We start from the raw sequence: 19,371 nt of genomic DNA on the forward strand, positions 1-19,371 counted from the left end.
GTTAATATGCACCCTAATAGTGGTTATTTTTTAGGGATAGACGTTCCCCACGCCATGTAATCTTTAGGGGGCTCTAATTTTAGGATGAAATGCTGTTCAGGTTTAGCTTGTGGGGCTAAAGGCACTGATGGCGGTGTTGCAAGGGAGATACCACCACGCACAAACTGTTTGAACGTTCCGCTTTTGGCAACGCCACCCGTTAAGCCAAAGGAAAAATTAAAACCGGAGGATTGCCAAAACTCGGTATTGCTGCGAATAAGATATTGGTATTCCTTCCCAATACGTGTTGCAACATATACGCGATCGGAAAGCTCTCCCAAATATAGACCTGTAACGACACCGACTTCTAATCCTCTAAACAAAATAGGCGTGCCAACCTGAATGGCCCCGACATCACTAGCATCAAGGTAAATAGTTAAACCGTCGAGATAGCGCGAGTCTGTAATATTGGCGGTTTGTAATTCAAACTGATAACGGGTTTTATTATTCCGTCCCGGTTCTGCGCTAATATATGGTTGCAATATACTATCTAAATTATTTAAACCAGCGGGAGATAGTTCAGGGGTTACAACAGCGAAGCGACTTCCTAGTTTAGTAAAAGTACTGACATATTCAGGGTATAGGATCGCCTTTGCTTGCACTTCACGTTTATCAGATGACAATTTTAATGATTCAATTTGGCCAATATTTATACCTAAGTAACGGATTGGCATACCTTCGGAGAGTTTTGATGCATCAAATGTTGTCAGAGTAATGATGCTTCCTATTGCTTTCGCAGAGGTCTCATTTGGATAAAGTGTATGCTGTCGAGTAGTATTGGCGACGCTACCATCAAGGTTATCAAAGCTAATTGCACCGCTAATGGCTCGGCTCAGAGGGGCCGCTTGAACGGTTAAACCGTTACTATTAAGTTGAACTTTTGCGCCACCTTCAGCCCAAAACACACTGTTCTCAGTGAGTAAATGAAGATATTCATTTGAGATATTTACATTGATCGCAAACCCGACTTTGGTCGGTTTAATTGCAATGATTTTGCCGACGGCAAATTGGCGATAAAGAACAACAGAGCCAGCTTGAATGTCTGGTAATGTAGTCGTGTTGAGGGTGATAGTGGTGGGAGGTAAAGCCCCTAAAATACCCGCTTTTGCATTATCATCACTACGATATAAAGGAAACGTTTCGGGGAGTTTCTCTTTACTTTGTCCTGCAATTAGATGGATGCCGCCATCTAACCATTCTTGAGGAGTAGCACCTTGGAATTGCACTCCATTAAGACCTAATTGGATATCCACCCGGCTATTAGCAACAAATTTACTATCTTCACGCACAAGGTGTTTGAACTCATCATATATCAAGATACTAAAATTGACTTTCTCAGTAGCCAAGTGACGCTGTAACACCTCGCCAATTTGAATGCCTTTATAAACAATCGGTTGACCTTTATCGACACCGTAAGTGTCATGTGCCCAAAGTGCTACCGTAAGGGGGGATTTACCGTCTTCCTCTTCGGTTTTGATTATCTTTTTGCTACTTTGTAGGACAAATTGTTGCCCTTCTTCTGCTTGTGGGCTGTTTTGCGGTGAATCAAAGGCAATAGCGCCATTGATAACTGCAGAAAGGCTTTCCATTTTTAGACTGGCACCAGACTTAAGGTCAAAATTGCCTTGAAGCCCTGATACATTCCAAAACTGGCTCTCTTTGCGGACTAAGTTAACATAAGGCTTTTTTACTACCGCAGAAATGGAAACACCCTTGTTATCAGGCAAAATAGTGTAGTCCGAAATATAACCAACAGGCACTTTCCGGTAATAAATAGGGGAGTTTTCATTCAATGAGCCTAGATCTGGAGCTGTAAGGTGAATAAGTAACTCACCTTTATCAATATTGAGTTGTGGGGGCGTATCTTGTGCAACAAAAGAGAACTGCTCTGTTCCTGTGCTGGGTAACATGCCAATGTAATTTCCACCAACCAGAGCATCAAGGCCAGAAACGCCAGCCAATGATGCTTTGGGGGTGACTAACCAAAATTTAGTGCCCGAATTCAAAGCCGGTCGCATGTCTTTATTCACACTAGCGGTCACAATAATGGTTTTCATATTTTTACTGATAGCAACAGATTGCACTAAACCAACTTCAACACCTTGGTATCGGATAGGCGTTCGATTGGCGACAACACCAGGTGCAGAGGTAAACTCAATCGTGATATCTGTTCCTCGTTCAACCCAATGCTGAAACAAAAGCCAGCCCGCAATGAAAATAGCGACTAAAGGCAGCAGCCAGAAAGGCGAAATTTGCTTGCGTTTACGTAATATGGCTTCTGATATTTCTTCAGAAGGTTCATTTTGCGGGGTTTGATTTTCCATAAGAATCCCAAATTAAACGGCTATCTAACCACTCAACAGCCAAAATAGTTAAAATAACGGCTGAACCAAAATACAGAGCAGCAGGCCCCATAGTAAAAGACATCAGCTGATCTCGATTAACGAGTGTCATCATTAAAGCAATGACAAATAAATCTAGCATGGACCAACGACCAATCCATGAAACAAACTTAAGTAATTTCATACGTAGAATAGGGTCAGTATTGCTTTTGAAATGGATAGAAAACAGTAGCAATATCATGATAATAATCTTAATAAATGGAACTAGTATACTGGCGATGAATACAATAATTGCTATTGGCCAGTTGCCTGTATCAATTAAAGAAACGACCCCAGAATAAATGGTGTCCTCTAAGCGCTGTCCATTGAGATAAAAAATAGAAATTGGCATTAAATTAGCAGGAAATAATAACACCATGGCTGCAATTAGTGCGGCCCAGGTTTTTTGTAAGCTATGAGGCTCCCGAAAATGTAGAGGACGATGGCATCGTCTGCATTTCCCATTCCAATTCGCAGGCCCAGTGTAATGACAGGCAGTGCAGGCTAGTGTGCTATCTTGCGCTTCTTTATTATTAGTGGGATAAAACTTGTGCCATAACTCATCTAGGTTCATATGGATGAGAATTAATAAGCTGAGAATAGACATGGTAATAAAAGCGACTAAGCCATGGCCAATAAATACACTCGCGTAATCTTGCATTTTAATGGCGGCAATACCCAATGCTATCAGGTAAACATCTAACATAACCCACTCTTTGATATGTCCAAGCACTAAAAGGATCGGCCGGAGATTCAAATTGATGCGCTGACCAATAGGTAACAATAAAATTAAAATTGGTAATAATAAGGGGGCAGCAATAGCACAAAAAGCCACTATACTGGCGGTAAATGGGTCCCCTTGTTGATTAATTAAGCGAATACCTTCAATGACATTTGCGTTGATTTGGCTTCCTAATAAATGAATAGAAATGAGAGGTTGCCAAAATGCAATGGGGGCAAGCATCAATAATGTGATAGCCAGTATTGATAAACGATTAAGTGACCAAGATCGCCCATCATTAAGTTGGCTAAAACAGCGAGGGCAAACAACGACTTGCCGTATGCTGAATTGAGGCGTTAGTAGCTTCTGATTGCAATGATTACAGCGTTGAAAAAGCAAATCAGTGTGATTAGTGTGGCTCATATTGACTCATTTTAGGTGGTTACCTAGATGTAATCTAGTGTAAAAGAATTTACCTCAAAGTGACAAATTGGTAATCTTAGGGCTACGCTTACAAATATTTGATTAATTGCTTGATTATTACAAGAAATAATTATGGATAAAAAGAAGTATTATCTTGAACTTTCAGACAATCTCTCTGCTCTACTTGCAGGTGAGTATGATTTAATTGCAACCTTAGCAAATACCAGCGCATTATTATATGAATGTTTAGAAGGTGTTAACTGGGCTGGTTTTTATCTCAGTAATGGGCAAGAATTAGTGTTGGGTCCTTTCCAAGGTAAAGTTGCATGTGTTCGGATCCCTTTTGGTAAAGGCGTTTGTGGAACAGCCTTTAGCAATAACCAAGTTCAGCGTATAGAAGATGTACATGCATTCCCAGGTCATATTGCCTGTGATGCAGCAAGTAACGCAGAAATTGTCTTTCCTTTGGTAGTTAATGGGCAAACTATCGGGGTTTTAGATATCGATAGCCCAAATATTAGCCAGTTCGACCAGGAAGACGAAAAAGGGTTACAACACCTTGTAAGCCAGTTGTGTCAACACTTGGCAATGTGTTCTATGCCTAAATATCATTAAATAATGGTCAGTTAAATTAATAGTAACGTGGCAATTGTCAGCAACACGATTATAATGTCGGCTTGTTCATGCCCGTGAGGTTGGCAAAATCGTTGTTATCAGGAAATTTCATGGAAAATCAACCTAAGTTGAATAGTAGTAAAGAAGTTATCGCATTTCTAGCAGAGCGTTTTCCTCGCTGTTTTATCGCTGAAGGCGAAGCACGTCCGTTAAAAGTCGGAATTTTTCAAGACATCGTAGGGTGCTTAAAAGAAGAAGATGGTATTAGCAAAACGCAACTGCGTTCTGCATTACGCATGTATACTTCTAGCTGGCGTTATCTTTACGGTGTTAAAGAGGGCGCTAAACGCGTTGACCTAAACGGTGAAGATTGTGGCGAATTAGACGCAGAACATATTGCTCATGCGCGCCAACAATTATCTGAGGCTAAAGCTCGCGTTCAAGCACAACGTGCTGAACAGAAAGCACAAAAACGCCCAGTTGCACAAAAAACGGGTGAAAAAACACCGCGTACTCAAGATGCAACTAAAGAAAGAGCACCTCGCCGCCGTCCAACAGAGAATAAAGAACGTCCGCAAAATACATCATCTAAGAACTCTCGTCGTAATACACCAGCTCCAGAGCAAAAACTGAAATCAGTGACTGATATCAACGCACTACAGATTGGCCAAACTTTGAAAGTGAAAGTGGGCACTAGTGTGATGGACGCCTCTGTGCTGGAAATTGCAAAAGACGGTGTTAGGGTTCAATTGCCAACAGGGCTGGCAATGATTGTACGCGCGGAACATTTAAAGTTCTGATACGGAGGTCAATCAGGTCATGAACAAACTTCTTAAAATTGCACTGGTGGTTAGTCTAGCGACTTTCGGCAGTGCAGTCGCTAATACTCAAGCAGTGGCTCCGGTCACTGCGGCTCAGTTACCTGTCTTAAAACAGAATGTACAACACGGTACAGTGAGTGAAAGAGTCACATCTCGGTTTACTCGCTCACATTATCGTCAATTTGATTTAGACAATGCGTTTTCTGGGAAGATATTTGACCGTTATCTTAATATGTTAGATTTCGGTCATAATGTTTTACTTCAATCCGATATTGACCAATACGCCAAAGATAAAGGCAAAGTCGGTCAATGGCTTGAGGATGGCAAATTAGATCCGTTTTATGACCTGTATAACCTGTCTCAGGAAAGACGTTTCGAGCGTTTTAAATATGCACTAGCTCGTTTAGAGCAACCCATCGATTTAAATGCGACTGATTCAATTGAAGTTGACCGCTCTAAATCACCATGGCCCAAAGACAAGCAAGAGCTTGATCGTCTTTGGGACCAAAAAGTGCGTTATGACTGGTTGAATTTAAAACTATCAGGGAAAGATGACAAAGAAATCAAAGAGAAACTGACAAAGCGTTATAACTTTGCGTTGAGGCGTTTAACGCAAGCGCAAAGTGAAGATGTGTTTCAATTGATCGTTAACTCTTTCGCTCGTGAAATCGATCCGCACACAAGTTATTTATCGCCTCGTAATACAGAACAATTCAATTCAGAAATGAGTTTATCATTAGAAGGAATTGGTGCGGTATTACAGCAAGATGACGAAAATACAGTTATCAACTCGTTAGTTGCTGGAGGCCCTGCGGCTAAAAGTAAAGAGCTAAAAGTTGGTGATAAAATTATCGGTGTAGGTCAAACGGGTAAACCGATTGTTGATGTGGTTGGCTGGCGCCTTGATGATGTGGTTGCTTTAATCAAAGGCCCGAAAGGAAGCAAAGTTCGGTTAGAAGTCGTTTCTGATACTAAAGGGGCGAAGCCACATATTGTCACCATAGTTCGGGAGCAGATCCGGCTAGAAGACCGAGCGGTCAAGCTGACAATCAAACAGCAAGGTAAAGATAAAGTTGCTGTTTTAGATATTCCTGGTTTTTATGTTGGCTTAACAAATGATGTTAAAACCCAATTACAAAACTTGGCAAAAGATAATGTTTCCGCATTGGTTATCGATTTACGCGGTAATGGTGGTGGCGCATTAACCGAAGCGGTTTCTTTATCTGGCTTGTTCATTCCGAAAGGGCCAATTGTGCAAGTTCGTGATAATAACGGCCAAGTTCGCCAAGATATCGATGATGATGACGTTGTTTACTATAAAGGTCCTCTTGTTGTTTTAGTCGACCGCTTTAGTGCATCCGCATCAGAGATCTTTGCTGCGGCAATGCAAGATTACGGTAGGGCGATGATTGTCGGTGAACCGACTTTTGGTAAGGGAACCGTTCAGCAACACCGTGGTTTAAGTCGTGTTTACGATCAAATGCTAAAACCAGAATGGCCTTCATTAGGTTCCGTTCAGTATACCATTCAGAAATTTTACCGAGTTAATGGTGGAAGTACACAGCGTGAAGGGGTGACTCCTGATGTGGTCATGCCTACAGGCCAGGATCCAGCTGAAACAGGTGAAAGTTTTGAGGACAACGCATTGCCATGGGATAGCATTCCACCGGCAAAATATACGCCTGTTGGTGATGTTTCTTCTGATTTATCGCCAATAAAAACGCAGCATTTGGCGCGTATTAGCAAAGACCCTGAGTTCAACTATATTGATGAAGATATTGCGCGCTATAAAGTTAACAAAGAGAGTAAGAATCGTATTTCACTCAACTATGCTGAGCGACAAAAAGAAGATTCAGAAATTGAAGCGACAAAATTGAAACGTATAAATGAACGTAATACTCGAGAAGGTAAACCATTATTGAAATCAATTGATGATTTACCTAAAGATTACGAAGGGCCAGATCCATACCTCGATGAAACGGTTAAAATGGCGGTCGATTTAGCGAATCAACATACTAAGTTATTATCAAATAATAAATAATTTCCTCTTATTATTTGTCAAATTAAGCCAGCGCCTAAGCTGGCTTAATTTTTTAAGTTTTCCTGTACCATCTTAATAGCTATCGCAAAATATAAGCTAAACATTAATGTATTGTTAATTTGATATTTTTAGTAAATAGTCCCCAAATTAATGCAGTTTTATGCTTTGTTTACTTTATTTTTTAAAATGACTAACTGAAATTAATAATTAACTATAGGTTTCTTTACCTTTACTTAATTTATCCTAAACTTTTGGTATAGTTTCCTTATCAATGAGGCATTACCATGCGTAAATTATTTATAGGATTAATGGCTGTTAGTGTGATGATGGTTGCATCTATTAATACAGCGAATGCAAGAAATTACCCTTGTTCTGGAAGTAAAGGAGGAATTGACCGTTGTGACGGGGAGAAGTTTATCTGTAATGACGGGTCAACAAGCCGTTCAGAGCAAGTGTGTACGATAGAATTAAAAAACGATATTAACAGTAAAGCGAAAGCGGCTGGAGCGGTGATTGGCGCAGGCGTTGTCAAGCAATCAAGTAAATCATCGGTTTCTGACCCAATAAAAAACAGTAGTGACAAAGCCAGTAAAACCGTTTCTGATAAAGCAGACAAGGCAAGTGATAAAGCATCTGGCACAGCTAAGACAGTAAAAGAGAAGGCTAGCAAAGCTGCGGATAAAGAAGTTAAAGACGTAAAAGATAAAGTTAGTAAAGGGACAGACAAAGAATCGGCAAAAGCCGTAAAAGAGAAAGCATCTAAAGCTGCAGACAAAGAATCGGCAAAAGCCGCAAAAGAGAAAGCATCTAAAGCTGCAGACAAAGAATCGGCAAAAGCCGCAAAAGAGAAAGCATCTAAAGCTGCAGACAAAGAATCGGCAAAAGCCGCAAAAGAGAAAGCATCTAAAGCTGCAGACAAAGAATCGGCAAAAGCCGCAAAAGAGAAAGCATCTAAAGCTGCAGACAAAGAATCGGCAAAAGCCGCAAAAGAGAAAGCATCTAAAGCTGCAGACAAAGAATCTGCAAAAGCCGTAAAAGAGAAAGCAACAAAATCGACTAAAGAGAAAACTAATTAGTTCGAAAATAAAACTGCAAATTACAATAAAACATAATAGTGCCACTTAATGTGGCATTATTTTTTAATAAAATAAAAGTAAGATTGAATATTCATTCATTTGACAAGCAAAGTGGATGATAAGATAGATAAATACACTAAATTGTTTTTGGTGATTGACAAACTAGCTTTATCGTTTCAATGAAAAATAACTTTAAATTTAAATGGTTATAAAATGAACCTTAAAAAACAAATGGTTAAAAACTTCACCATCAAAAGTTATCATTTAATTAGCAGATACCAATGAGTTTTGCATGTAGCTATGTAAAGTTATGTTATTTTTTAGGGTTTTCGCGTTAATGCACTTGAAAAAGTGTGAAAAAACCTTATTTATAAAGTAAATTCTACGTATATTTGTTTTTACCAAGGAATACATAAAAAATGATGAGAATTGCTTTATTCTTACTCACAAACTTAGCAGTTATGTTTGTGTTTGGGATAATCCTAAGTTTAACTGGGATCAGAGGGAGTAGTGTCCAAGGTCTTATGATCATGGCTGGTCTGTTTGGTTTTGGTGGTGCTTTCATATCACTATTAATGTCCAAATGGATGGCTCTGAAATCAGTGGGCGGTGAGGTTATCGAAACGCCACGTAACCAAATGGAACAGTGGTTAGTATCAACCGTTGAGCGCCAAGCACAACAAGTTGGTATTAAGATGCCACAAGTGGCTATTTATCATGCACCAGATATCAATGCGTTTGCTACGGGCGCGCGCCGTGATGCTTCGCTTGTCGCGGTGAGTACCGGGTTATTAGAAAATATGAGCCGTGATGAAGCTGAAGCTGTAATTGCTCATGAAATTAGCCATATCGCAAATGGCGACATGGTAACGATGACCTTATTGCAAGGTGTGGTGAACACGTTCGTTATCTTTATTTCACGTATTATTGCACAGGTTGCGGCAGGTTTTATGTCCAACAGTGATAACGAAAGTGAAAGTAGCAATGGTAACCCAATGGTCTATTTTGCGGTTTCCATGGTACTTGAAATTGTCTTTGGTATTTTGGCGAGCATCATTACTATGTGGTTCTCTCGTTACCGTGAGTTCCACGCGGATGCTGGCTCGGCAAAATTAGTGGGGCGTGAAAAGATGATAGCGGCATTGCAACGGTTGAAAACGAGCTATGAACCACAAGAAGAAGGTCGTTTGATGGCATTTTGTATCAATGGTCGTGGTAAAGCATTCAGTGAATTATTTTTATCGCACCCACCATTAGACAAACGTATCGAAGCATTACGTTCAGGTGAATATTTAAAGTAGCCTAAATAATCGTCTAAAGTTAGCTTTAAGTAGACAATAACTTTAGTATCTGCCCAGTAATTGTTTAATTACTGGGCTTTTTTATTGAAACAGTATGTGACACATATTCCCTCAAAAATATCAACCCATATTCAATTAACTCAATTTTAATGACGACTCGCAATTAATTGTATTTATAACTGCAATTGATAAATCACAAGTGAGCTTACTCACAATCTTTTATTTTAAATGATGAATTTTAGAAATTTTGTTCGCTTTTATTCTACTTTTAATCTTTATTAGATTGATAAGGAAATGTTATGAATTTTATTGATATGTTAATTGATATGAATTAATTGGGGGTAGGATGGATTTGATAACGACGTGGTTAAGTGAACTAAATGGTGTGGTGTGGGGAGTACCAATGCTTGTTGGGATCTTAGGCGTTGGCATTTATATGCAAATTCGGCTTGCATTCCTACCGATAAGAAAAATTGGAACAGGCTTTAAGTTATTGTTTCAAAAGAATGAGTCACGAGGTGAGGGGCAAATATCACCTTTTAACGCATTAATGACAGCGTTATCGGCAACGATTGGCACGGGGAATATAGCTGGGGTCGCAACTGCGGTCGTCATGGGAGGGCCTGGCGCGTTATTTTGGATGTGGATGACGGCTTTGGTCGGAATGGCAACTAAGTACTCCGAAGCCGTGTTAGCAGTTCGTTTTCGTGAAGTGGATAAATATGGCCAGTATATTGGTGGCCCAATGTACTACATTAAAAATGGGTTAGGCCCTAAATGGATTTGGTTAGGAACGCTGTTTGCCTTTTTCGGTGCATGTGCTAGCTTTGGTATCGGAAATACGGTACAAGCCAACTCTGTTGCAGATGTACTAGAAAGTAACTTTGGTGTGCATAAATGGTTGACGGCGGGGGTATTAGTTTTATTAGTCGGTGCGGTATTGATTGGTGGATTACGACGTATCTCTGATGTTGCAGGAAAACTTGTCCCATTTATGACTGTGGCTTATTTTGGCGCAGGTGTCATTGTGCTTGGTATCTATTTTAAGGAGATCCCAGGTGCGCTCTCTTTGGTCGTGACCTCAGCTTTTAACCCTGTCGCTGCTCAAGGTGGGTTTGCAGGTGCGGCGGTATGGGCTGCAATACGTTTTGGGGTTGCACGAGGCGTGTTTTCCAATGAAGCGGGTTTGGGAAGTGCACCTATCGCCCACGCTGCTGCAAAAACACAAAATCCTATTCGCCAAGGGCTTATTGCGATGTTAGGGACATTCATTGACACTATCATTGTGTGTTCTGTTACAGGATTAACCATCATTATTACTGGTGGCTGGCTGACCAGTGAAACCGGAGCGACACTAACCGCATCATCATTCCAAACAGCCATTCCAGGTGGAAATTACATTGTTGCTATTGCATTAGCCATATTTGCATTCACCACCATTTTGGGTTGGAGTTTCTATGGCGAAAAATGTGTGCAATATTTATTCGGGTTGCGAGCAATAAAACCGTACCGAGTTTTATGGTTAATAGCTTTACCAATTGGTGCAACGCAATCACTTGATTTTGTTTGGTTATTAGCGGATACACTAAATGCTATGATGGCGATCCCTAATTTAATTGCTCTGTTACTTTTAAGCCCTGTTGTTTATCGGTTAACACGAGACCATATAAAAGATGTGAACGCAGATAGCATTGATATGGCAAAACAGTTGTACGACAATAAATCATAATCGATTGATAATAAGCTTCATTTTAATGATGAAGCTTATTATTTCTTCAATATCCCCCTCTTATTCATAAAGCTTATCGATGGGTAATATATAAATCATCTATTTTTATCGGTAAAATTACGGAATGGCGTTAAATGCGCTATGCTTAGAAGAGAAGTTGTAAACCATGCGTATTTTATAAATTAAACAAGGGGATAGAATGGATATTCTGGAGAAAACGTTATTGTTTGGTAATGAATTTTTGACAACGACAAACCCCGCTAGGTTAGTTCCATTTAAATTTGAGATCTATCATTCTGAGCAAGGTTTTTACCATCGAGTCTATAAGCAAGTTGGCATGTCAGGGGCTAACTTAGGGCAAACATTTCAAGTGTGGGCTTTTGAAGAGCAGAAAAACTGGGATAAACAAACCGCTGATACGACAGTTGATGAATATATTCAGCATTGCCAAGATATTTATAAGCGGAATAATGCATAAGTTGTAGAAAAAAAAAGCCCCCTTCATAGGGTTCTGAAGGGGGAGCTAAATGAATAAAGAATGGTTTAATTCATGAACAAAGATAGATGATTTTCATGATTAAAACTTAGTTATTTGTGCAGTTTAAACCACTCAATAGTATATATATCCTTAAAATAGCATTTATCGCTAAATAATCTATTGGCGATACCCTGTTTTTATTTGTTCTAACGTGTTTTTATAGGTTTCTGCCTGTTTTTCGTCTTCCATTTGTGCAATTTCACGTTGCATCTTGATTAAAATTTTACCTGCATCAGCTTGGCCGATAGCTTTCAACATATGCGTCAATAAATTTTTTAGACAAGTAACTTCATCCGCTAAAGTATTAACGTTAGGTTCAGTAGGAAAATGGTTTTTCATTAAAAAGGTCCTTTAAGCATAAAAAATAATAGCAAGATTGTAGCATAGAAAGTAATACTATGTGTTTTCAGATAACTGAATGTTATAAATATTCAGATTAATGCGTTAAATTTGAACGAACGATTAAATAGGATGTAGGAGGCGCTAATAATTACTAGGCCCGCTGTTTTTCTTGCCAGTAGGTAGGAAGGAGTCTTTATGAACAATAAAAAATTGTGATACAATTCACAAAAAGAGTTATTGGCAACAGAGGTTGCTCAGTAACGACTCAATCCTGTACTAAATACCAATGTCTTTTTGCAGCAATTTTTACATCCAATTAAGCTGTTGGTATCTGTTATTTGTGGGAAAGTGAAGGCTAAAAGAAATATGACGCAAGTTTCTAGAAAAACAGCTTGGATCCGTGTAATAGCATTAGCGGTTGCTGCATTTGTTTTTAATACAACAGAGTTTGTACCTGTTGCATTACTCAGTGATATTGCAAAAAGCTTTGATATGACGGTCGCACATACTGGTTTGATGATAACAATCTATGCGTGGGTTGTGGCTTTGATGTCGCTACCTTTAATGTTATTAACCAGTAAAATAGAGCGCCGTAAATTATTAGGCTTCTTATTTGTTATCTTTATTCTTAGCCATATTATTTCTGGTTTTGCATGGAGTTTTGATATTTTAATTGCAGGACGTATTGGTGTGGCTTTATCTCATGCTGTATTTTGGTCAATTACGGCATCGTTGGCTATTCGGGTTGCCCCCGCAGGTAAAAAAGCTCAAGCACTTGGATTATTAGCGACGGGGACTGCATTAGCGACAGTATTAGGTCTTCCTCTTGGCCGAGTGGTTGGGCAATTCTTAGGTTGGCGAGCGACATTCTTAGGTATCGGTGTTATTGCATTGTTTACTATGGTTGTCTTGATCCGTTTTTTACCTCGGTTACCAAGTGAACATTCCGGTTCGTTAAAAAGTGTGCCTATGCTATTTCAACGGCCGGCACTCGTTGGAATGTTTGCATTAACGGTGTTAGCAGTAACCGCACATTTTACGGCTTACAGTTATATTGAGCCTTTTGTTCGAGAAGTTGCATTACAAAGCCAAAATTTTGCAACTTTACTCCTGCTGATTTTTGGTGGAGCTGGTATTGTTGGCAGCGTCATATTCAGTCGCTACAGCAGCAAGTTTTCATTATCATTCTTACCCGCAGCAATCGCATTTATGACGATTTGTTTATTATTGCTGATGCCATTAGGCAGAGATGTTTGGTCTTTGGTGATGTTATCCGTGTTCTGGGGAATGGCAATGATGTGCATTGGTTTAGGGATGCAAGTTAAGGTGATTGATTTATCTCCAGATGCCACCGATTTGGCAATGTCAATTTTCTCTGGAATTTTCAACATCGGTATTGGTGCAGGGGCGCTGCTAGGTAATCAAGTTATTGTCCATATGGGGATGACTCAGATTGGTTACATTGGTGGTGTGATTGGTCTTATAGCTTTCGCGTTATGTGTCTATTTATTCAGGCGCTATAGTGACACCCTTAGCGATAGAATAGGCGCTGCTGCAAATCACTAACTCGCATTTCATTATGACGTAAAGATGAAAGCTCTGTGTTATTTTAATGATAAACAGAGCTTTTTTGTTGTTACCTGAGTAACTCATTCTAATAATAAGGAAAGACAATGAAGGGTCTAGGTTTTTTATTGATGTCTATTATTGCTGAAGTCATTGCAACGACAACATTAAAAGCATCTGATGGTTTTAGTCGTTTTTGGCCGTCTTTGATTGTTATTATCGGTTATGCAGTCTCTTTTTGGGGGCTTTCACAGGTGGTGAAAACCATGCCATTAGGTATTGCTTATGCAATTTGGTCAGGTTTGGGAATTGTGTTGGTTTCCATCGCTGCAATTTATATTTACAACCAAAAACTCGATTTACCTGCAATTATTGGTATGCTATTAATTATTATTGGTGTCTTAGTCATCAATTTATTTTCAAAAAGTGGTGGGCACTAAACCGTTGGTGCAGGATATTCAGGCAGCATGATTGGGGAAACAAAAATGAGGCATCGGGTTAGTCAATTTTTAAAACCAGTAATAGCAATGTCACTTGCTGGGGTGATATCTGTCATGCTATCTGCGTGTGGTAGCTCAAACGTAGATAAGTCTGTGGAACATTCCGCGAGTCAGTATGCCCAGCAAGTGGTCAATTTAGGGCCCGGTGCGCAAGAAGCTTGTGTGTCAGCGGGGGGCTTACCTGCATTGACATTAGAATTAAATGGTTCACAAACTGCCGTATGTCAATTTGCGAATGGTAAACGTTGTGCTGTTGACATTATACAATCGGGCTCTTGCATATAACTCTTCTTTTTATGAAGTTAATTAACCTCCTATTAATTATTAATAAGAGGTTAATTAACGCTATATTCCCATTCTAATCTATTCTATTTTAATATTCCTATATTTCATTTTATTAATTATGTTTTTTATTAATCATATATAGGCCATCTAATTATGAGCATCTATTTAGGTGTTTATTTTAATTATTGATATTTAACGACGAAATTACTAATATTAAATAATAAAGAATATTTTAGATAATTATAAAAGCACATATAAAGACGTTTACATTTATTAAAGAGTAATGCCTAATGAAAAAGAAAATTGAAGAGTATGATGGCCCCGCTGCAGGTTGGGGGGCTGTAAAAGCAGTTGCAGAAGCGCTACGCGGCCAAATGAAAGTCGGGCACGATATCATTGCGATGTTTGAAATGAATAAGGTGGACGGTTTTGACTGCCCTGGCTGCGCGTGGCCTGATCCTGTACACACAGCGTCATTTGATATTTGTGAGAATGGGGCAAAAGCAATTGCTTGGGAAGCGACATCTAAAAAAACAACTCCGGAATTTTTTTCTAAATACACCGTTACAGAATTACTTGAGTGGGATGACTTCCATTTAGAGGATGAAGGTCGTTTAACTCACCCGATGAAATATAATTCACAAACCGATAAATATGAACCTATCGAATGGGAAGAGGCCTTTCAGCAAATAGGTACGCGTTTACAAAGTTATTCAGACCCAAATACTGTTGAATTTTATACCTCCGGTCGAACTTCAAATGAAGCCGCATTCTTATATCAATTGCTGGCTCGTGAATATGGAACAAATAATTTCCCTGATTGTTCAAATATGTGCCATGAGCCAACGAGTGTTGGTCTTGCTGATTCCATTGGTGTCGGTAAAGCGACAGTATTGTTAGACGATTTTGATAAAGCGGACTTAGTTATTTGTATAGGCCATAACCCAGGGACTAACCATCCAAGGATGTTGAGTTCATTGCGCGAAGTTTCTAAACGCGGCGCAAAAATCATTGCAATAAATCCTTTGAGAGAACGCGGTCTTGAGCGTTTTGCCTACCCGCAAGACGTGGTAGAAATGCTAACGCTAGAGTCTACACCTTTAGCAGGGCACTATTATAAGGTTCGTATCGGTGGAGACACAGCTTTACTTAAAGGTGTCATGAAGTTGTTGATTGAAAAGCACCAAGCCGCTGTGGACGCAGGAAAAGAACCTATTCTTGATACTGAGTTCATATCAACTCATACACAGGGTTATGAAGCTTTAAAAAATGACTTACAGACAACAAGCTGGAAAGATATCTTGAGGGTTTCTGGTTTACCTCGTGAGTCTATTGAAGAGATTGCCGACCTTTATATTGAGGCAAAAAGTACCATTATTTGTTATGGCATGGGGATCACTCAGCACGAACATGGTACGCAAAATGTGCAGCAACTCGTTAATTTACTGCTACTAAAAGGTAATATTGGCCGCGAAGGTGCGGGTATTTGCCCATTGCGCGGCCATTCGAATGTTCAGGGTGACAGAACGGTTGGCATTACAGAGAAACCGTCAAAAAGCTTTTTAGACAAAATTGAACAACGATTTGGTTTTAAACCACCAAGTGAATTTGGCCATGCAGCAGTGGCTAGTATGCAAGCGATTTCTGAAGGAAAAGCCAATGCGTTAATTTGTATGGGTGGAAACTTAGCAGTTGCAATGCCAGATAGAGACGCTTGTTTTTCAGGTATGAAAAAGCTTGATCTAGCCGTCCATACAGCAACGAAACTAAATCGTTCTCATTTATTAACCGCTAAGCAGACATTCATATTACCTGTATTAGGGCGTAGTGAAATAGATAGACAAAGCAGTGGTGTGCAATGCGTTACGGTAGAAGACTCCATGTCGATGGTTCACGCATCAAAAGGTTTACTTAAACCTTGTAGCCCTTATCTTAAATCCGAGTGTGCGATTGTTGCAGGGATAGCGAAAGCGGCAATACCGCAGAGTAAAGTTGAATGGGATGATTTTATCGGTAATTACGACTTGATCCGCGATGCGATGGAAGCGGTACTGCCTGGTTTTGATGATTATAACGCACGTATTAAAATACCTGGAGGGTTCCATCTGACTAACGCTGCTTCTGAGCGTCGTTGGTTAACTCAATCAGGTAAAGCTAACTTTGTACCGACAGAGGGCGTTATTGAAGACCCGAATTCAGCGGTAAATAGCGAATTGATTTTGGCGACATTGCGTAGCCATGATCAGTACAATACAACAATTTATGGGTTAAATGACCGATACCGTGGTGTGTTTGGGCAGCGAGATGTTGTTTTCATCAGTGGTGCAGAAGCCCAAAAACAGAAGTTAGAGGCGGGGGATAAAGTTAATCTCATTGCATTAGATCGTGAGCAGAAACCGACAAAACGCCGTTTAGATAACCTCACTGTCGTGATTTATGATATGGCAGACCGCAGCGTTGCTACTTATTTCCCTGAAGCTAATAATCTAATTTCGTTAGATAATTTCGACCCGCAATGTGGTATTCCTGCGTATAAAAATATTCCCGTGAAATTAGAACGAGTTATTCAATAAACAGATTTAAGTTTTAGAAACCCCAAATGTTGAACGTAACATTTGGGGTCTTAAAGATTATTTTTTGGCTGGGAAGAACTGGCTGATGATAACAATGATGGCAACTAAGAGATAAGCCGCGAAGATGCCAATTAACCATTGTGGCATATCCAGCCCTAAGAATGCCCACTGCCTAACAGCACAGTCACCTGTCGCTTCAAACACTGCAGGTACCCATTCTTGTAATGGTAACCAATCAGGGAAATTAACGAAAAAATCACAAGAGGCAAATGGGGAAGGATAAAGCTGTAGCATGGTATGTTCCCATGCAAGATCTAAACCGCGCCAAGCAGAGTAAACCCAAATAAGCATGGCAACCCAGCGTATCACCATGTTTCGCGGTGCCACTGCGCCAATTATGCCAGCAATCATAATCCCAAGTAATGCAACGCGTTCATAGATACACATAACGCATGGTTGTAGCTTCATAACATGCTGAAAATATAAAGCAGCACACTCGAGTATAAAGGCAATAAAGGCCATAAGTAGCCAAGCGCCTCTTCCTTGTGAGCAGTAGTTAAAAAATCTGAACATACTTAGTATCCTAATTGAGTGATGCGCCCATTTTGCCTCTATCAGACCGATAAAAAAAGTAATTAAAGTGAAATAATGCAATTTTAGATAGGGCTTTACCTAATATTACAATTAGCCGTATTGGTGTACGGCTAATTGTTTTAAAGTATGGTTATTGAGCGAATGTTATCAACCCAATACTTTCCATCCAATGCGTGATTGGTACTAGCCAGAACTCTACCCCTAATAGCCCAACAATTGTCATTACGATGGTATATGGCAGCGCCATCCAAACCATACGGCCATAAGATAAGCGGATCAGCGGTGATAACGCGGATGTTAATAAAAACAAGAAGGCAGCTTGGCCATTAGGTGTTGCAACTGAAGGCAAGTTAGTCCCTGTATTAATTGCCACGGCTAAAAACTGGTATTGTTCCGTTGACACCAAACCGTCATTTGCCGCTTTTAAAGCCTCAGTAATATAAACTGTCCCTACGAAAACGTTATCTGATACAGCAGAAAGCAGGCCATTAAAGAGATAAAATAAGGAGAGTTGCGATGATTCAGAGGATTGCAATACAAACTGAATAAATGGGGTGAATAATTGCTGGTCAATAATAACAGCAACAATACTAAAGAAGACAGTTAATAAAGCGGTAAAAGGTAACGCTTCCTCGAAGGCTTTACCCAATGCATGCTCTTCTGTGATGCCACAAAATGCGGTAGCAAGTACGATAACGGATAGACCAATCAGACCAACTTCAGCTAAATGGAAAGCAAGGGCGACTATCAACCAAATACCAATTAATCCTTGAACAACTAACTGTGCAAGATCTCTTTTGGTACGTTTAGCCGTCTGTTTTTTATCGTGCTCAGTTAAAATTTGGCGTACAGAGTCTGGAAGCTCAGCACCGTAGCCAAATAGTTTAAATTTTTCAACGACAAAACAGACGACTAAGCCACAAACAAAAACGGGTATGGTTACAGGAGCCATACGGATATAGAAGGTAATGAAGTCCCAATTGACATGTTTTGCAATGATAAGGTTCTGTGGTTCACCCACCATGGTCATGACACCACCAAGTGCCGTACCAATACCTGCATGCATCATCAAGCTTCGTAAAAAAGCCCTAAACTGCTCGAGGGTTTGTTTTTGCTCTGCATTGTTAATAAAACCATCGTTTTGTAGGTCAGTGTTGCTGGACTGGTTAGAGGCATACTGGTGATAGATAGAATAAAAACCAATTGAAACGCTAATGACCACAGCAATAACGGTTAATGCATCTAAAAATGCAGATAAAAATGCACTCGCTATACAAAAAGCAAGGGAAAGAATTCGTTTAGAACGCACATTTATCAACAGCTTGGTAAAAACAAACAAAAGCAATTGCTTCATGAAATAGATACCCGCTACCATAAAAATCAGTAACAAGATAACTTCAAGGTTATTGCTAATTTCATGTGAAATTTGAGCAGGGGTCGTCATGCCAATGAGAACGGCCTCTATAGCTAAAAGACCGCCGGGCTGCAATGGGTAACATTTAAGTGCCATTGCTAATGTGAATATAAATTCAGCAACTAATAGCCAGCCTGCAACGAAGGGGCTGATAAAGAAAAAGACAATAGGGTTAATTATTAGGAATATAATAATTGCTAATTTGTACCAATCAGGCGAATTTCCCAGAAAATTTTTCAAAAAAGCTGTTTTTAAACTAAAATCCATTATGGTTCGTTATCCTCTTTTATGCGGATGTCGTGTACTGTGTTATACATACTACTCTTATCTCTTACAGATTTTAAGCATATTTGCTAATTGAGAGCGTATGAATTATATGGAAATTATATGATTTGCTTCACCCTTTATTTTT

16 protein-coding genes are annotated in these 19,371 nt (G+C 39.6%); 11 read left to right on the plus strand and 5 right to left on the minus strand.

Annotation, left to right across the window (positions count from 1 at the left end):
* Positions 1 to 23: 23 nt before the first annotated feature.
* Together G6Q48_RS05325 and yebS are read right to left on the minus strand one after the other, a co-directional pair.
* Complete coding sequence (locus tag G6Q48_RS05325) at positions 24 to 2,363, minus strand: PqiB family protein (RefSeq protein ID WP_166264845.1); 2,340 nt, start codon at positions 2,361 to 2,363, stop codon at positions 24 to 26.
* On the minus strand, positions 2,338 to 3,564 hold the full coding sequence (yebS, locus tag G6Q48_RS05330) for a membrane integrity lipid transport subunit YebS (protein WP_166264848.1): 1,227 nt from the start codon (positions 3,562 to 3,564) through the stop codon (positions 2,338 to 2,340). The genes G6Q48_RS05325 and yebS overlap by 26 nt, the downstream gene beginning before the upstream one ends.
* A 132-nt stretch (positions 3,565 to 3,696) precedes the next feature.
* On the opposite strand from yebS, the gene G6Q48_RS05335 reads away from it, so the two are divergent.
* From G6Q48_RS05335 to G6Q48_RS05365, 7 genes are all read left to right on the plus strand, one after another.
* Positions 3,697 to 4,179: a GAF domain-containing protein gene (locus G6Q48_RS05335; protein WP_102138679.1), complete on the plus strand. Its 483-nt coding sequence runs from the start codon at positions 3,697 to 3,699 to the stop codon at positions 4,177 to 4,179.
* A 110-nt stretch (positions 4,180 to 4,289) separates the two neighbouring features.
* Positions 4,290 to 4,979, plus strand: coding sequence for an RNA chaperone ProQ (gene proQ / locus G6Q48_RS05340; RefSeq protein WP_102138678.1), 690 nt, complete (start codon positions 4,290 to 4,292; stop codon positions 4,977 to 4,979).
* Positions 4,980 to 4,998: 19 nt separating this feature from the next.
* The gene (gene prc / locus G6Q48_RS05345) at positions 4,999 to 7,041 is read left to right on the plus strand and encodes a carboxy terminal-processing peptidase (protein ID WP_102138677.1); all 2,043 of its coding nucleotides are present in this window, start codon (positions 4,999 to 5,001) and stop codon (positions 7,039 to 7,041) included.
* Positions 7,042 to 7,325: 284 nt separating this feature from the next.
* Positions 7,326 to 8,117 (plus strand): cell envelope biogenesis protein TolA, encoded by a 792-nt coding sequence (locus G6Q48_RS05350; protein WP_166264851.1) that lies wholly within the window; start codon positions 7,326 to 7,328, stop codon positions 8,115 to 8,117.
* 419 nt (positions 8,118 to 8,536) lie between these two features.
* The gene (gene htpX, locus G6Q48_RS05355) at positions 8,537 to 9,418 is read left to right on the plus strand and encodes a protease HtpX (RefSeq protein WP_166264854.1); all 882 of its coding nucleotides are present in this window, start codon (positions 8,537 to 8,539) and stop codon (positions 9,416 to 9,418) included.
* 346 nt (positions 9,419 to 9,764) lie between these two features.
* Complete coding sequence (locus tag G6Q48_RS05360; protein WP_102138675.1) at positions 9,765 to 11,147, plus strand: alanine/glycine:cation symporter family protein; 1,383 nt, start codon at positions 9,765 to 9,767, stop codon at positions 11,145 to 11,147.
* Between the two features lie 199 nt (positions 11,148 to 11,346).
* Positions 11,347 to 11,625 carry a hypothetical protein gene (locus G6Q48_RS05365; protein WP_166264857.1) on the plus strand — a complete coding sequence of 93 codons (279 nt, stop codon included), beginning with the start codon at positions 11,347 to 11,349 and terminating at the stop codon, positions 11,623 to 11,625.
* 177 nt (positions 11,626 to 11,802) lie between these two features.
* On the opposite strand, the gene G6Q48_RS05370 is transcribed toward G6Q48_RS05365, so the two are convergent.
* Positions 11,803 to 12,024, minus strand: coding sequence for a DUF2594 family protein (locus G6Q48_RS05370; protein WP_102138673.1), 222 nt, complete (start codon positions 12,022 to 12,024; stop codon positions 11,803 to 11,805).
* A gap of 369 nt (positions 12,025 to 12,393) precedes the next feature.
* Between G6Q48_RS05370 and G6Q48_RS05375 the strand changes: the two genes are divergently transcribed.
* The 4 genes from G6Q48_RS05375 to G6Q48_RS05390 all read left to right on the plus strand — a co-directional run bounded on the left by G6Q48_RS05375 (position 12,394) and on the right by G6Q48_RS05390 (position 16,951).
* On the plus strand, positions 12,394 to 13,593 hold the full coding sequence (locus G6Q48_RS05375) for a sugar transporter (RefSeq protein ID WP_166264860.1): 1,200 nt from the start codon (positions 12,394 to 12,396) through the stop codon (positions 13,591 to 13,593).
* 107 nt (positions 13,594 to 13,700) lie between these two features.
* Positions 13,701 to 14,033 carry a DMT family transporter gene (locus G6Q48_RS05380; protein WP_102138671.1) on the plus strand — a complete coding sequence of 111 codons (333 nt, stop codon included), beginning with the start codon at positions 13,701 to 13,703 and terminating at the stop codon, positions 14,031 to 14,033.
* A 45-nt stretch (positions 14,034 to 14,078) separates the two neighbouring features.
* Positions 14,079 to 14,378 (plus strand): DUF333 domain-containing protein, encoded by a 300-nt coding sequence (locus G6Q48_RS05385; protein WP_102138733.1) that lies wholly within the window; start codon positions 14,079 to 14,081, stop codon positions 14,376 to 14,378.
* Positions 14,379 to 14,668: 290 nt separating this feature from the next.
* Positions 14,669 to 16,951 (plus strand): FdhF/YdeP family oxidoreductase, encoded by a 2,283-nt coding sequence (locus G6Q48_RS05390; protein ID WP_166264863.1) that lies wholly within the window; start codon positions 14,669 to 14,671, stop codon positions 16,949 to 16,951.
* Between the two features lie 57 nt (positions 16,952 to 17,008).
* Here G6Q48_RS05390 and dsbB read toward each other — a convergent pair whose 3' ends face one another.
* Together dsbB and nhaB are read right to left on the minus strand one after the other, a co-directional pair.
* Positions 17,009 to 17,524: a disulfide bond formation protein DsbB gene (gene dsbB / locus G6Q48_RS05395; protein WP_166264866.1), complete on the minus strand. Its 516-nt coding sequence runs from the start codon at positions 17,522 to 17,524 to the stop codon at positions 17,009 to 17,011.
* Positions 17,525 to 17,675: 151 nt separating this feature from the next.
* Positions 17,676 to 19,226, minus strand: coding sequence for a sodium/proton antiporter NhaB (gene nhaB / locus G6Q48_RS05400; RefSeq protein WP_166264869.1), 1,551 nt, complete (start codon positions 19,224 to 19,226; stop codon positions 17,676 to 17,678).
* Positions 19,227 to 19,371: the final 145 nt, after the last annotated feature.

The sequence above is a fragment of the Providencia sp. M-27 genome (assembly GCF_011077905.1).
GTDB classification, from domain to species: domain Bacteria; phylum Pseudomonadota; class Gammaproteobacteria; order Enterobacterales; family Enterobacteriaceae; genus Providencia; species Providencia huaxiensis.

Coding starts and splice junctions, on each gene's coding strand:
- G6Q48_RS05325 (WP_166264845.1), bottom strand. CDS start 2,363: ATGGAAAATCAAACCCCGCAAAATGAACCTTCTGAAGAAATATCAGAA.
- yebS (WP_166264848.1), bottom strand. CDS start 3,564: ATGAGCCACACTAATCACACTGATTTGCTTTTTCAACGCTGTAATCAT.
- G6Q48_RS05335 (WP_102138679.1), top strand. CDS start 3,697: ATGGATAAAAAGAAGTATTATCTTGAACTTTCAGACAATCTCTCTGCT.
- proQ (WP_102138678.1), top strand. CDS start 4,290: ATGGAAAATCAACCTAAGTTGAATAGTAGTAAAGAAGTTATCGCATTT.
- prc (WP_102138677.1), top strand. CDS start 4,999: ATGAACAAACTTCTTAAAATTGCACTGGTGGTTAGTCTAGCGACTTTC.
- G6Q48_RS05350 (WP_166264851.1), top strand. CDS start 7,326: ATGCGTAAATTATTTATAGGATTAATGGCTGTTAGTGTGATGATGGTT.
- htpX (WP_166264854.1), top strand. CDS start 8,537: ATGATGAGAATTGCTTTATTCTTACTCACAAACTTAGCAGTTATGTTT.
- G6Q48_RS05360 (WP_102138675.1), top strand. CDS start 9,765: ATGGATTTGATAACGACGTGGTTAAGTGAACTAAATGGTGTGGTGTGG.
- G6Q48_RS05365 (WP_166264857.1), top strand. CDS start 11,347: ATGGATATTCTGGAGAAAACGTTATTGTTTGGTAATGAATTTTTGACA.
- G6Q48_RS05370 (WP_102138673.1), bottom strand. CDS start 12,024: ATGAAAAACCATTTTCCTACTGAACCTAACGTTAATACTTTAGCGGAT.
- G6Q48_RS05375 (WP_166264860.1), top strand. CDS start 12,394: ATGACGCAAGTTTCTAGAAAAACAGCTTGGATCCGTGTAATAGCATTA.
- G6Q48_RS05380 (WP_102138671.1), top strand. CDS start 13,701: ATGAAGGGTCTAGGTTTTTTATTGATGTCTATTATTGCTGAAGTCATT.
- G6Q48_RS05385 (WP_102138733.1), top strand. CDS start 14,079: ATGAGGCATCGGGTTAGTCAATTTTTAAAACCAGTAATAGCAATGTCA.
- G6Q48_RS05390 (WP_166264863.1), top strand. CDS start 14,669: ATGAAAAAGAAAATTGAAGAGTATGATGGCCCCGCTGCAGGTTGGGGG.
- dsbB (WP_166264866.1), bottom strand. CDS start 17,524: ATGTTCAGATTTTTTAACTACTGCTCACAAGGAAGAGGCGCTTGGCTA.
- nhaB (WP_166264869.1), bottom strand. CDS start 19,226: ATGGATTTTAGTTTAAAAACAGCTTTTTTGAAAAATTTTCTGGGAAAT.